This window comes from Pseudonocardia wallangbongensis, from assembly GCF_054486945.1.
Genome location: NZ_JBRERS010000001.1, coordinates 1286183 through 1299251 on the forward strand (window position 1 = coordinate 1286183; position 13069 = coordinate 1299251).

At 70.8% G+C, this 13069-nt stretch carries 14 protein-coding genes and 1 pseudogene; 10 read left to right on the plus strand and 5 right to left on the minus strand.

What is annotated here, in order from left to right; translation table 11 throughout:
- The first annotated feature begins 77 nt into the window (after positions 1–77).
- From ACU436_RS06070 to ACU436_RS06100, 7 genes are all read left to right on the plus strand, one after another.
- Complete coding sequence (locus ACU436_RS06070; protein WP_459022448.1) at positions 78–1487, plus strand: lipopolysaccharide biosynthesis protein; 1410 nt, start codon at positions 78–80, stop codon at positions 1485–1487.
- Between the two features lie 9 nt (positions 1488–1496).
- Entirely contained in the window at positions 1497–1901 is a 405-nt protein-coding gene (locus tag ACU436_RS06075) for a helix-turn-helix domain-containing protein (protein ID WP_459022450.1), read from the plus strand.
- 186 nt (positions 1902–2087) lie between these two features.
- Positions 2088–2981, plus strand: coding sequence for an alkaline phosphatase family protein (locus ACU436_RS06080; RefSeq protein WP_459022452.1), 894 nt, complete (start codon positions 2088–2090; stop codon positions 2979–2981).
- 59 nt (positions 2982–3040) lie between these two features.
- Positions 3041–3553, plus strand: a complete 513-nt coding sequence (locus ACU436_RS06085) for a helix-turn-helix domain-containing protein (protein ID WP_459022454.1) — start codon at positions 3041–3043, stop codon at positions 3551–3553.
- Between the two features lie 158 nt (positions 3554–3711).
- Complete coding sequence (locus ACU436_RS06090; RefSeq protein WP_459022456.1) at positions 3712–5148, plus strand: protein adenylyltransferase SelO; 1437 nt, start codon at positions 3712–3714, stop codon at positions 5146–5148.
- Positions 5149–5288: 140 nt separating this feature from the next.
- Entirely contained in the window at positions 5289–5936 is a 648-nt protein-coding gene (locus tag ACU436_RS06095; RefSeq protein WP_459022632.1) for a response regulator, read from the plus strand.
- A 133-nt stretch (positions 5937–6069) separates the two neighbouring features.
- Positions 6070–6498 carry a pyridoxamine 5'-phosphate oxidase family protein gene (locus tag ACU436_RS06100; protein WP_459022458.1) on the plus strand — a complete coding sequence of 143 codons (429 nt, stop codon included), beginning with the start codon at positions 6070–6072 and terminating at the stop codon, positions 6496–6498.
- Positions 6499–6807: 309 nt separating this feature from the next.
- On the opposite strand, the gene ACU436_RS06105 is transcribed toward ACU436_RS06100, so the two are convergent.
- Positions 6808–7704 carry a LysR family transcriptional regulator gene (locus tag ACU436_RS06105; protein ID WP_459022460.1) on the minus strand — a complete coding sequence of 299 codons (897 nt, stop codon included), beginning with the start codon at positions 7702–7704 and terminating at the stop codon, positions 6808–6810.
- A 205-nt stretch (positions 7705–7909) separates the two neighbouring features.
- On the opposite strand from ACU436_RS06105, the gene ACU436_RS06110 reads away from it, so the two are divergent.
- Positions 7910–9073, plus strand: coding sequence for an MFS transporter (locus ACU436_RS06110; RefSeq protein ID WP_459022461.1), 1164 nt, complete (start codon positions 7910–7912; stop codon positions 9071–9073).
- Here the strand turns inward: ACU436_RS06110 and ACU436_RS06115 are convergent.
- Positions 9051–9620 (minus strand): TetR/AcrR family transcriptional regulator, encoded by a 570-nt coding sequence (locus ACU436_RS06115; protein WP_459022463.1) that lies wholly within the window; start codon positions 9618–9620, stop codon positions 9051–9053. The genes ACU436_RS06110 and ACU436_RS06115 overlap by 23 nt on opposite strands.
- 35 nt (positions 9621–9655) lie before the next feature.
- Between ACU436_RS06115 and ACU436_RS06120 the strand changes: the two are divergent.
- Positions 9656–9724: pseudogene (locus ACU436_RS06120) on the plus strand (hypothetical protein); the annotation flags it as partial.
- Positions 9725–9873: 149 nt separating this feature from the next.
- Entirely contained in the window at positions 9874–10674 is an 801-nt protein-coding gene (locus tag ACU436_RS06125; RefSeq protein ID WP_459022465.1) for an MFS transporter, read from the plus strand.
- Here ACU436_RS06125 and ACU436_RS06130 read toward each other — a convergent pair whose 3' ends face one another.
- The 3 genes from ACU436_RS06130 to ACU436_RS06140 form a co-directional block, all read right to left on the minus strand.
- Entirely contained in the window at positions 10675–12123 is a 1449-nt protein-coding gene (locus ACU436_RS06130; protein ID WP_459022467.1) for an ATP-binding protein, read from the minus strand.
- An 83-nt stretch (positions 12124–12206) separates the two neighbouring features.
- Positions 12207–12536, minus strand: a complete 330-nt coding sequence (locus ACU436_RS06135) for a hypothetical protein (RefSeq protein ID WP_459022469.1) — start codon at positions 12534–12536, stop codon at positions 12207–12209.
- Positions 12537–12712: 176 nt separating this feature from the next.
- Complete coding sequence (locus ACU436_RS06140; RefSeq protein WP_459022471.1) at positions 12713–12883, minus strand: hypothetical protein; 171 nt, start codon at positions 12881–12883, stop codon at positions 12713–12715.
- Between the last annotated feature and the right edge of the window lie 186 nt (positions 12884–13069).

Sequence of the window (13069 nt, forward strand, 5' to 3'; positions counted from 1 at the left end):
GCCCCCTCAGTTTTGGGGATATGAGCGGCAGGCGTCCCCGGATAACGTTTCGATGGTCGGGGCCGCTGAGCAACTCGATGGGTTTCGGCGGTGCATATTTCGAAATTGCCTCGTCTGCACCGGAGGCCTCATCTCTGCGATTTGGGACCAGCGTGACGATGGCGATGCGTCGGGATCGGCCCATCCGGGTCCGTGACGCCGTGGTGGCACGTTCGACCGCCTTGCTGCACGGTTGGCGCGCCCCCCAGCACCGGGACGGGCTTGCTCTGATCCTGAGTTCGGGTATCACTTCCGGGCTCGGCCTGCTGTTCTGGCTGTTGGCGGCCCGCCTCTACGAAACGGCGACCGTCGGCCTGAACAGCACCTTGCTGTCCGCGATGACCCTGTTGGGCACGGTTGCGCAGCTCAACCTCGGCAACGCGCTCCTGCGATTCATCCCGGTGGCCGGGCGGCGCACCCGCACGTTGGTGGCTCTGTGCTACGCCGTGGCCGTCGTGGCGGCCGCCGCGGCGGGCGGGCTGTTCGCGCTGGGCGCGTCCTGGTGGGCTCCGGAACTCGCCGCCGCGTTCGGAAGATCGGAACTGCTCGCCTTCTTCGTGGTCAGCACGCCGCTCTGGACGATGTTCGTGATGCAGGACTACGTCCTGCCCGCGATCAGGCGAGCAACCGTGGTGCCCTTGGAGAACATGCTGTTCTCCGTCCTGAAGTTGGTGTTCCTCGCCGCGGCGGCTGCGCTCGGGATCTGGAGCGGCATCGCCGTGTCCTGGCTCGCCGCCACCGCCGTGACCGTACTGGCCATCACGCTGTGGCTGGCGCGCGTGCTCCCCCGACCGGAGGCCAGGACCGGACCGGGGCCCCTCGCCACGAGCGGTGCTGCCGTCACCGTTCGCGATGTGGCCGCGTTCGTGCGCGCCGACTACGCGGGCGTCGTGTTCCTGCTGGCCGCGGTGTTCGGCCTCCCGCTCGTCGTGCTGGCCCGTCTCGGCGCCGAAGCCGCCGCCGTCTACGGCGTCGTGTGGCAGATCGCCTACGCGTTCTACCTGGTCGTCAACGGTATGGGGCAGTCACTGGTGGCGCACTCGGCCGCCGAGCCGGACAAGCTCGAGGCCGCCCGGCGCGCCATGGTCGGCAAAGCCCTGCTGCTGGTGGTGCCGGCAGTGCTGCTGTGCGCTGCGCTCGCGCACCCGCTGCTGTCGCTGTTCGGGGCCCGCTACGCCGACGAGGGCAGCCTCCTGCTGGCCCTGCTGGCCCTCTCGGCCATCCCGAACGTCGTCAACTGGTCGATGGTGTGGGCGGCGCGGGTCCGCCACGACGGCCGCATCCTGTTCGGCCTTCCCGCCGCGATCACGATCGCGGTCATCGCAGGCAGCTGGATGCTGATGCCGACCATGGGCGTCGTCGGGACCGGTGTCGCGTGGCTCGCCGCCCAGACCATCGCAGCCGCCGGTGTCCTGCTCCGCGGCGCTCGCCGACGTACGCGGGGGTGAGCTCGGCCGATGACGCGCCGATCCGAACCCCCCGGTGCACCGGAAGCAGGCGACGACGACGTCGTCCAGGCCCTCGTCGAGCTCAAGGCAACGCTCGATGACACCATCTCCGGCCTCACCGCCGCAGCCGAACGGATCGGACCGATGATCGAGCAACGGATCAGCGGGAAGCCGTGGTCCGGGATCGCGGTGAGCGAACAGCAACCAGTGATCACCGAGATCATCACCCAGGCGCTCGACGAGCTGGGCGACACCGGGAGCAGGTTTCGCCGGGCGAAGGCGACCGCGCTCAGGCAGGAGGGCCTGAGCATGCGCACCATCGGCGAGCTGCTCGGCGTCTCCCGTCAGCGGGTGTGGACCCTGCTGCACGGTCCCGCCCGTCCGACCTCGATGCAGTCCCCATCGCAGCGGTAGGCGAGGCACGATCACCAGCGGACGGGCCCGCCGGTTCGGCCGGGCCCCGTCGGCGGACGAGGCCATTCGTCATCCGTGAGAGTGGACGTCGACGGTCGGGAAGCGGATCGCCCGAGCCGCCCGTGCCGCGCCAGTAGGGTCGGCCCGTCCCGGCAGGCAAGGCTTGCGGTGGAGAGGAGACCCGAGATGGGTCGGATCCGACGGACCGCCGCCACGCTGGCTGCGGCGGCCCTGGCGGCGCTGCTGGCGGCGTGCGTGACCGCCGCGTCCTCCCCCGGCTCGCCGAGCCCCACGCCGGATCCGGCGGCGCCGGCCGGCGTGCTCGCGCGACCGGACCACGTTGTGATCGTCGTGCTCGAGAACAAGGAGCAGGGCGAGGTCATGGCCGAGGCACCGTTCCTGGCGTCACTCGCCGCCACCGGCGCCTCCCTGACCGACATGCACGCCGAGACCCATCCCAGCCAGCCCAACTACCTGGCCCTGTTCTCCGGCGACACCCAGGGCGTGAGCGACGACGACTGCCCGTACTCCTTCCCGGGGCCGAGCCTCGGGGGCGAGCTCCTCGCTGCGGACCTGAGCTTCGCCGCGTACTCCGAGGACCTCCCGAGGCCCGGCTTCACCGGCTGCAGCCACGACGGGTACGCGCGCAAACATGCACCCTGGGCGGACTTCACCGACGTCCCGGAACAGCTTCACCAGCCACTCACCGCGATGCCGTCGGACTTCACGCTGCTGCCCACGGTCTCGTTCGTGATCCCGAACCTGTGCCACGACATGCACGACTGCTCGATCGCCGAGGGCGACACGTGGATGCGGGAGCAGCTCGGCGACTACGCGACGTGGGCGAGTACGCACAACAGCATGCTGCTCGTCACGTTCGACGAGTCGGAGACCGAAGGTGACCCGGAGAACCACATCGCAACGATCGCCGTCGGCGAGGGTGTCCCGGTGGGCCCGGACCCCGAGCGCGCCGACCACTACTCACTGCTCCGCACGCTCCAAGAGCTGTACGGGCTACCCCCTTCGGGACACAGCGCGGACACCGCGCCGCTCGCCGGCCTGTGGCGCCGCGCGGGGTGAGAACCGATCTGGCGTGATGTCGGCGCAACTGGCCACCCTGGTCGGCGAGCTCTAGTTGGGTGAGCGAAGCTGCCGCGAGGCTGGGCGTCGCTCGATCGACGGCACATCGCCTCCTGGCGATGCTCGTCTATCGGGACTTCGCCGAGCAGGACGAGGACCGTCGCTACGTTGCCGGCCCGGTGCTGCGCGCGCACCCGGTCTCGGAGCCACTCGCAGAGCTCCGCCGCATCGCGCTCCCCCACCTGGCGAGTCTCACCGCCCGTACCGCTGAGACCAGCAACCTGGTCGTCGTCATCAGCGATCAGGTCCGCTTCGTGGCGACCGTCGAGTGCGATCAGGTCCTGCGAGTCGGGGACCGAGAGGGGAGGGTCCTCCCCGCCCGCCTGGCATCCGGCGGGCGCACCGTACCCGCGCCGCCCGGCCCACTGCCTGCGGCGATCTCGCTCGCGATGCCGACTGCGCGCTATCGGCGAGACCGGCTGGCCGAGTGGAGCCATCGCCTCGCCAGGACGGCGGAAGCGATCAGCCGAGACCTCGAGGAAGCCGCGGAAGTCCGAGCGGATCGGCAATGACGTCCTGCCCGGCGGGGTATCGGGTGCAGGCACCACGGTCGCGCTGGTCGCCGCTCGGTGGAGATCGAGGCCTACCGCAGCGGCCCACCGCTGGTCACCGCCTTCGACCCGCTGCCGATCGTGGAGTCCCGGCCCACCGGGTCGCCTACTCTCGAATCATGACGACCTCGCGGGCCCTGTTCGACCTCGACGGCAGCTACGCCCGTGAGGTCCCCGCGCTGTCGGTGCCGTGGCCTGCGGTGGCCGCCCCGGCGCCCCGGCTGCTCGCCCTCAACGAGGAGCTCGCCGCCGAGCTGGGCGCCGATCCGGCCGCCCTGCGCGAACCCGCTGGGGTGGCGCTGCTGGTGGGCAACGGCCTGCCGGACGGCGTGACCACGACCGCACTGGTCTACGCCGGTCACCAGTGGGGGGTCTACAAGCCGCGCCTCGGCGACGGGCGGGCGCTGCTGCTCGGGGAAGTCGTCGACGTGCACGGCCATCGCCGCGACCTGCACCTGAAGGGAACCGGGCCCACCCCGTTCGCCCGCGGCTACGACGGCATGGCGGCCGTCGGGCCGATGCTGCGCGAGTACCTCATGGGCGAGGCCATGCACGCCCTCGGGGTCCCGACGACGCGGGCGCTGGCCGTCGTGGCCACCGGGGCGCAGGTGCAGCGCGACCGGGCGCTGCCGGGGGCGGTGCTCTGCCGGGTCGCCGCGAGCCACCTGCGCGTCGGCACCGTCCAGTACGCCGCCGCGTCCGGCGACCTCGCCGTGCTGCGCGCCCTCGCCGACCACGCGATCGCCCGCCACTTCCCCGAGGCCGCCCACGCCGACCGGCCCTACCTGGAGCTGTTCCGCCGCGTGGTCGACGCCCAGGCCGCGCTCGTGGCCCGCTGGATGCTCGTCGGGTTCGTCCACGGGGTCATGAGCACCGACAACACGACGATCTCGGGCGAGACCATCGACTACGGGCCCTGCGCGTTCATGGACACCGTCGACCCGGCCACCGTCTTCAGCTCGCTCGACAAGACCGGCCGCTACGCCTACGGCAAGCAGCCATCGATCCTGCAATGGAACCTCGCGCAGCTCGGGGCGAGCCTGCTGCCCCTGCTCGGCGGCGCTGAGGCCGCAGGCGCGGTGGACGACGTTCTGGCGTCGTACCCCGAGGCCTACGAGCGGTACTGGGCGGCCGGCATGGCCGCGAAGCTGGGCCTCCACACGCCGGACCCGGTGCTGGCCACGGACCTGATGGCGCTGCTGCACGCACAGCAGGTCGACTTCACCACCTTCTTCCGCGCCCTCTCCGCAGGAACGGCCCGCGACCTCTTCCTCGACCGGGACGCGTTCGACGCGTGGGCGGCCCGCCGGGAAGCGCGGCTGCCCGCCGACCGCGCCGGCGTCGCGGCGGGCATGGACCGCGTCAATCCCCTCTACATCCCGCGCAACCACCTCACCGACGCCGCCCTGGACGCCGCCGAGCAGGGCGACACCGCCCCGTTCCACCGGCTGCTCGACGCGGTCAGCTCACCCTTCGACCACCGCCCCGGCCTGGAGGCCTTCACCCGGCCGGCCCCGACGGGATCGGTCCCGCACACCACCTACTGCGGCACCTGACCTGCCTCGAGCCGACGGGAAGGCGCCGGCCGGAATCAGGGGACCTTCGGCTCCCTGCGACGGGCCGAAGGCCGTCCCCTCGAACGGCCGCCCCGGCTACCGTTCGGTGGAGGAGCATCCACAAGGCGAGAGGCATGGGCGTGACCATCTCCGTGTTCCTGCTCGACGATCACGAGATCGTCCGGCGCGGCATCGCGCAACTGCTCGAATCCGAGGACGACATCACCGTCGTCGGCGAGGCCGGCACCGCCGCCCAGGCGATGGCCCGCGTCCCGGCCCTGCGCCCGGAGGTAGCCGTCCTGGACGTCCGGCTCCCCGACGGTGACGGGGTCACCGTGTGCCGCGACATCCGCTCCGCCGTCACGCCACCCCCCGCCTGCCTGATGCTCACGTCCTACTCCGACGACGAGGCCCTCTTCGGCGCGATCATGGCCGGGGCCTCCGGCTACCTGCTCAAGCAGGTCACCGGGATCGACCTCGTCGGCGCCGTCCGCACCATCGCCGCCGGTGGCTCCCTCCTCGACCCCAAAGCCACCGCGGTCATCCTCGACCGCCTCCGCCGAGGCGACGAACCCACCGACCCCCGCTACGAATCCCTCAGCCCCCAGGAACGGCGCATCCTCGAGCTCATCGCCGACGGCCTCACCAACCGCCAGATCGGCGCCGAGATGTTCCTCGCCGAGAAGACCGTCAAGAACTACGTCTCCTCGCTGCTGCACAAGCTCGGGTTCGCCCGCCGCACCGAAGCCGCCGTCTACGCCACCGAGATGCGCAAGGGCGGTCGCTGAGCTCTGCGGCAGCATCTCGGCCGTCGACCACGGCCGAGATCGGGGCGGTTCCTCGCGCCGCACCGGGACCTTCGACCCTGTCGGCCCGCCGTGCCACGGCGGATCGTCGGATGCACACCCATCGGAGGCCGCAGTGACAGCCGCAGATCCGGCGGCGATCGTCGACGTGACGGAGCTCGACGAGGCCGAGTGCCTCAGCCTGCTCGCGGGGAAGACGATCGGCCGCATCGTCTTCACCGACTCGGCGCTCCCGGCGGCTCAGCCCGTGACCTACTTCCTCGACGGGGAGGAGGTCGTCTTCCGCACCGGAGGCGGGGGCAAGCTCGCCGCAGCCACCCGCGGCGCGGTCGTGGCCTTCGAGGTCGACGAGTTCGACACCGGTTCGCGCACGGGGTGGTCCGTGCTCGGCGTCGGTGAGGCGTACGAGGTCGTCGTCCCCGGCCGCCTGGCCGAGCTGGCCGAGCGGATGCCCGCTCCCTGGGCGCCGAACCGGACGGCCCACACCATCGCCGTTCCGCTGCAACGGCTCACCGGGCGCCGGCTGGCCTTAGGAGGGTCCTGAACGACTCCGGCCGTAGCGAGCGGCGTCCAGGTGGTGTCATCGCAAGGCGGACGATCGGGCCGATGCCCGATTCCGACGATCACGACCTCCCCACCGCCTCCGGCAGGCCGCTCGTAGCGCTGCGGAAGCTCATTCGTGAGCACGCGACCACCGCCGGCGCCGCAGCGGTTCGGCTCCCGCGGGCGAGCCCGCCCACCTCGCGACCGGAGGCGATCCACACCCGCCCCGGGGGTGCCGCGCGCCGTCATCCCACTGCGGCGCCTGCTGGTACGACCGGCGGCCACGAACAGCGGCGTCACCACCCCATGATCAACGTGGTGCACCCTCCTCGACCAGCGGTGGGATGGCGAGAAGATCGAGGAAGGCACGCGCCGCGGGTGTGCGACCGCCGCCGCTCCAGATGACGTACTCGACACGGGTCGGCGCGTCGACCACCTTGATCGTGGTGACGCCGGTGAGCTGCGGCACGTAAGCGGACGGGAGCATGGCCACTCCGAGGCCATGCTCGACCAGCCGCGAAACGAGGAACGCGGTGGTCACCTCGAAGGCGACCTCGCGGTCGAGACCGGCGGCGGAGAACGCCAGATCCGACTGGATGCGTCCGGCCGTCCCGGCCGGCAGGTCCACGAACACCTCGGAGGAGAGCCTGCGAAGGGTGATCGTGTCCTCGCCGGCGAGGGGGTGGTCAGGTGGGACCACCGCGACGTGTCGGTCGCGAGCGAGCTCCCGGGTCTCGACGCCCTGGGGTCGCGCGGTGGGAGGCAGGCCGAGGAACGCCACCTCGATGGCTCCCTGCTTGACCTGCTCGACGAGTTCCTCGCTCGCACCCGCGCGCAGCCTGATGCGCACGTGCGGGTACCGCCGGCGGAAGTCGCGCAGCGCACCTGGGAGGTCGACCGCGGCGACGGTGGGGATCAAGCCCACGGCGAGCCGCCCGCGCACCTCGCCGACGGCGGCGGCGACCTCGGCAGCGGCGCGTTCCGCGGCGCCCAGGCACTGCCGAGCGGCGGGGAGGAAGGCCGCGCCGGCCGGTGTCAGCCGCACCCGGCGGCTGGTGCGCTCGAAGAGCCGCGCACCCAGCTCCCGTTCCAAGCGCGCGACCTGGTGGCTGAGGGCGGACTGGACGACCAGGCAACGCTCGGCGGCACGGGTGAAGCTGCTCGTCTCGGCCACGGCGACGACGTAGCGCATCTGCTGGAGCTCCATGAACTCATCTTGTATCGAGATGGATCCCATGACAAACATGTGTTGGACTCATTGATCGTCGCCCAGCGAGACTGCAGTGGTGCTTGCGCACCGCCGGCCTGTGCCGGCGGCCACGACGTCCCCGGCTTGAGCCCAGCTGAGAGAAGAAATGGTCGACCAAGAAGAGCTTTCACATTCGACGGCACGAGGCTGGTCGGGTGTTTCCGTGATCACGGCGAGCTTGTTCGTCTTCCTCACCACCGAACTGATGCCCGTAGGCCTGCTCACCCCGCTCAGCACCAGCATGGGGGTGTCCGTGGGGGCCGCCGGGCTGATGGTCACCCTCTACGGCATCTCAGCCGGGCTGGGCGTGCCGTTCATCGTGGCCTGGACCCGGCGTGTCAACCGCCGCGTCCTGCTCTCGACGCTGCTGGCGGTACTGACGCTCGGGAACCTCGTCACGGCCCTTGCGGCGAGCTACCCGCTGGTCCTCACGACACGGCTCGTGATGGGATTCGCCAGCGGCGTGTTCTGGGCCATCGGCGTGAGCATGGCCATGCGCATCGTCCCGGAGCGCCACGCGAGCCGGGCCGCCGCGATCGTCATGTCCGGTATCTCGATCGCCACGGTCGTGGGCATACCGCTCGGGACGATCCTGGAGAGCCTCACCGACTGGCGAACCACGTTCCTCATCTGGGCAGGCCTGAGCGCGGTGGTGTTCCTCGCGGTCACGGCCACCGTTCCGTCGCTCCCGTCCCGGAACGCGGTCTCGGTGCGGGAGGTCTTCGGCCTCCCGTCGCGCAACGTGCGGCTGCGCCTCGTGTTGGGCATCGTGGTGCTGTTCGTCCTCGGCCACTTCGGGGCCTACACGTTCGTGCGGCCCTTCCTCGAGAGCAACGCAACCGCAACGCCGTTCTTCATCACGGCAGCCCTCATGATCTTCGGTGCCGGCGGTGCGATCGGAAACTTCATCGCCGGTCACACTGCGACCAAGAGCGTGCGGGCCAGCTTCGTCGTCGGCGCCGTGGGGCTGGTGGGATCCCTGCTGTTGCTGCTCGCGATCGGCCACACCAGGGCGGCACCGATGATCTTGCTGGGCATCTGGGGCATGTCCTTCGGCGTCGTACAGCTGTGCCAGCTCACCATGACGCAAGCCGCGGCCCCCGACACCTTCGAGGCGGCGATGTCCCTCAACACCCTGGCCTACAACACGTCCATCGCGATCGGAGCGCTCATCGGCGGGCTGCTCGTCGACCACGCCGGCGTCCGCAGCGTCATCTGGTTCGGAGTGGTGTTGACCGCGGCGTCACTGCTCGTCTTGCTCGGCACTCATCGGACGACCTCGTCTGCGCCACCGGCTCCCCCGGCTACTCGCCGATGCCTCCGGTGAGCCCGCGCATCTCTTCGGCGAAGAGCGCCTCGGCGTCGACCTCCATCGCGGAGTAGGCGCCGCCGAGCTCGAGGCTGACGATGCCGTGGATGCGCGACCACACTCGCACGACGTAGCCGATCCGATCGGGGTCCGGCCGGGTTCCGGCGTCCCCGTGCCCGTCCTCGAAGATTCCCAGCGCGGCGACCATGAGGGCGCCGGCAGCCTCGGAGATCGGCTCGGCGTGCGCGTCGTAGCCGGGGAACGGCGGCTTGAACAGCAGCTCGTAGCGGTGCGGCTGCGCACGCGCCCAGCGGCGGTAGGCGTATCCCAGCTCGCGCATCCGCTCCTGCGGAGTCGGCAGGCGCGCGGCGGCCGTGCCTGCGCGGGCGAGCGCGTCGGACAGGTCGCGGTAGGCGTCGATCACGAGCTCGTTGAGCAGTTCGTCGCGGCTGCCGTAGTAGCGGTACAGCGCAGGCCCGGACACCCCGAACTCCTTCGCGATGGCGTTCAGCGAGATCGCCTGGGCCCCGCCGTTGGCCAGCTGCGCCAGCGCGACGGCCTTCACATCCTCCCGGACCTGCTCGCCGGATCGCGCAGGGGATCGGCGCCGCGCTCGTCACCCCGGCCGCGCTCTCGCTCGTCCTCGGCCTCTACGCCTCCGGCGCCGAACGGACCCGAGCGATGGGCATCTGGGGAGCGGTCGCCGGCGCCGGCAGCCTCCTCGGCGTCTTCCTCGGCGGTGCCGTCACCCAGGCGCTGGGCTGGCAGGCGGTCTTCTGGACCCCGGTCCCGATCGGTATCGGGGCGGCGATCGTCGGGTGGCGCTCGACGCCGTCCTCATCACCGTCGCGATCTCCGCCCTCGCGTTCGGCATGCTCTCCGCCCCCGACGCCGGATGGGGCTCGCCCACCACGCTCACCGGCATCGCCGCCGGCCTCACCTGCCTGGCCGCGTTCGTGTTCGTCGAGCGGCGATCCACCCAGCCCCTGGTCCCGGTCGGCGTCTTCGCCAGGTTGCCGGTGGTCACGGCGAACCTCGTGATGCTGCTCATCGGCGGCACGCTGACCAGCCTGTTCTTCTTGCTGCCCCAGTACCAGCAGCACGTGCTCGGAATGAGCCCGCTGGCCAGTGGCCTGTCCCAGCTCCCCATCGCCACCATGATCATCCTGGGCAGCATCGCCGCGCCGGCCCTGGCACATCGGATCGGGCTGTCCCGCGGGTTGCCCACCGGCCTCGCCGTACTGCTCGCCGGCCTCGTCTGGCTCCTGCTGGACCCGACCACCGACGGGTTCTCCGCCACGCTGCTCGGCGCGTTCCTGTTGATCGGCCTCGGCCTCGGGCTCGGCGCCGTCAACGCAACGGCGATGGCGGTTCGCGACACCGCGGACGGCGAAGGCGGCCTGCTCAGCGGCCTGATCAACGCCGCCCAACCGTTGGGTGGCGCCGTCGGGCTCGCCGCACTCGCCGGGGTCGCCATCGGCGCCCCGACCGAGACCGCGGGAACCGGCGGCATCTCGTTCACGACCGCCTTCCTCGGCGAGGGCGTACTCGTCCTGATCGCCATCGCGATCGCGCTCGTCCCCGTCTCAGGGCATGCAAGGGCCGCTCTGCAGCGGTGATCAAAGGGAATCGGTCGCTCCCGGAGCTGCTCCGAACGGCAGTCGGACCATGAATCGAGTTCTCCCGGGCGACGACTCGAGGGACAGGTCGCCACCGTGCATGTTGGTGACGATTCGCCACGCCACGTCCAGGCCGAGGCCGGTGCCCGAGCCGACCGGCTTCGTCGTGAAGAACGGTTCGAAGACCCGGCTCTTGATCTCCTCTGCCACGCCCACCCCGGTGTCGCAGATCTCCACCAGCAGCCGGTCATGGTCCCGGGAGGTCCGCACGGTCAGCGTGCCGTGGCCGTGCATCGCATCGACGGCGTTGCTGATGAGGTTCGTCCACACCTGGTTCATCTCGGCCGCATGCACCGGGATCGGCGGCAGGTCCCGGTCGTACTCCTCGACCACCGCGATGCCCTCACCGATCTTGTGGTTGAGCATCAGCAACGTGCTGTCCAGCAACCCGTGCACGTCGACGTCCCGGTACGGCGCGCGGTCCAGTTGCGCGTACTCCTGCGCCGCCGTGACCAGAGCCGCGATCCGCGCCGTGGAACCGTCCATCTCGTCCATCAACAGCTCGATGTCGATCGTCCGGTTCAGCCAACCCAACACTCCCGCGAGGGTCGACTCGTCCACGAACGTGTCGGCTACCGTGTCCAGCCACTCGACGGTCAACCCGGCCTGCACGAACGTCGGCGCGATGCGCCAGCCGTCTGCGACGCCGTGCGTGTCGAGCCAATCGACCAGGTCGTCCTCACGGTCGGATGCTTCGAGCGGGCTCAACGGCTGCGCTCGCTCCAGCCGACCGAGGGCCTGCCGGCGGAGGTCCACCAGGAAGGCCAGCTCCTCGCGGTCGAAGTCCCCGGGCGGGAGGAAACCGGGCGAGTGCGGAGATCCGGCGACCCGCTCACGAAGCGCCGCGGTCGCGCGCACCGCCGCCGCGGCCGGGTTGTTCAGCTCGTGCGTGAGGCCGGCCGCCAGCCCGCCCAGTGCCAGCAGCCGTTCCCGCTGACTGATCGCCTGCTGCGTGTTCTTCAGGCCGAGGAACAGGCCCTCGAGAAGGTGCACGGGCATCGGAAACCATTCGCGCATGAGCTCTGCGAACTTGTCCGCTGAAAGCACGTACATCCGGGACGGCTTCGTCGTGCGCAACGTGTTGTCCAGCGTCTGGCTCACCCGATCGCCGAAGAACGATCGCCAGGCGCCGGCGTACGCGCCGACGTGACTGGTCCTGTTGATCTCGACGTCCTCGTGGGCGACCCGGCGCGAGATCACGAGCTCGCCCTCGAGCAGCACGTAGAAGGACGTCGCCAGGTCGTCTTCCCGATAGACGTAGCCCGGTTCGAACCGCTCCACGCGCCCGTTGCGGCACAGCCAGGCCAGTTGGTCGTCATCCAGCTTCTCGAACAGGAACAGCCTCCTGAGCTCGGCTGCGTCGCACGGGAAGCTCCTGCGCATGGTCATGTCTTCTCCGGGTACCGACCGGTGTGCGCCACCCGGTCAGGAACGAACGGCCTCATTGCGTTCGGGGAACCGGCGCCGGCCACTCACCGATAACGCCCGTCGAAAACAGATCCCCGGCCGGTCCCGGTGAATCGCAGGCCCACAACACGGCCGTTCTCCGCGACCCAGTGCAGGTCGTAACAAGCACGGTAGCTCGGCGGCCAGAACGAGCAGAACCGGCCCTCGCCGTCTACGTACCACTCCCCGTGGGTGCGGCGCCCGTTCTCCACGTACGTCGTCATACCACCCGGTTCGAAGGTCTGGGTGCTGCCGTCGCCGTAGGCGAACTCCCCTGCCGTCACGGCAGTCGCGATCTGCTCCGCCGGCACGGGTTCGCCGTCGGCGACACCCAGGTTGTCGAGCGACCGGACCATCGTCTTCACCTCCGAGATTCCCTGGTTCGTCCGGGACGGACCGGCGCATGCAGGGGACCCTGCCGATCGCCGGCGTCCGCCCGGCGGTCCAACCCCGTCGATGGTGCAGCCGACGACCGCCCGATCGCATCAGGGCCACCCGAGTGCGATACCCCGGTTCCCTCCGCCGAACAGTGTTACGGCGCCTTCGGCGCACCGGTCGCGGCCGAGGAGCGGAGCGACCGTCCCTTCGTCTCGGGCAGCGCGAGGCCGCAGGCGATGCTCGGCAGGCCGTACCCCGCGAGCAGCACGCCGATCGCGCCGCTGCCATGGGCGGCGACCAGTCCGGCGGCCGGTACCGGCGGCACGCCGCCGCCGTCGGCGGCGCGGCGTCGCGCACCCGGTGCGCCCGTTCGGCGAGCAACTCGCGGAACACCGGGGTCTCCTCGATCCGCAGCCGCACGTAGAGGCCCTGCGGGAACCTCAGGATCAGCAGGATGATCGGCGCGGCGACCCCGATGGTCGCCGCACCCGGCAGAACACCGATGGCCACC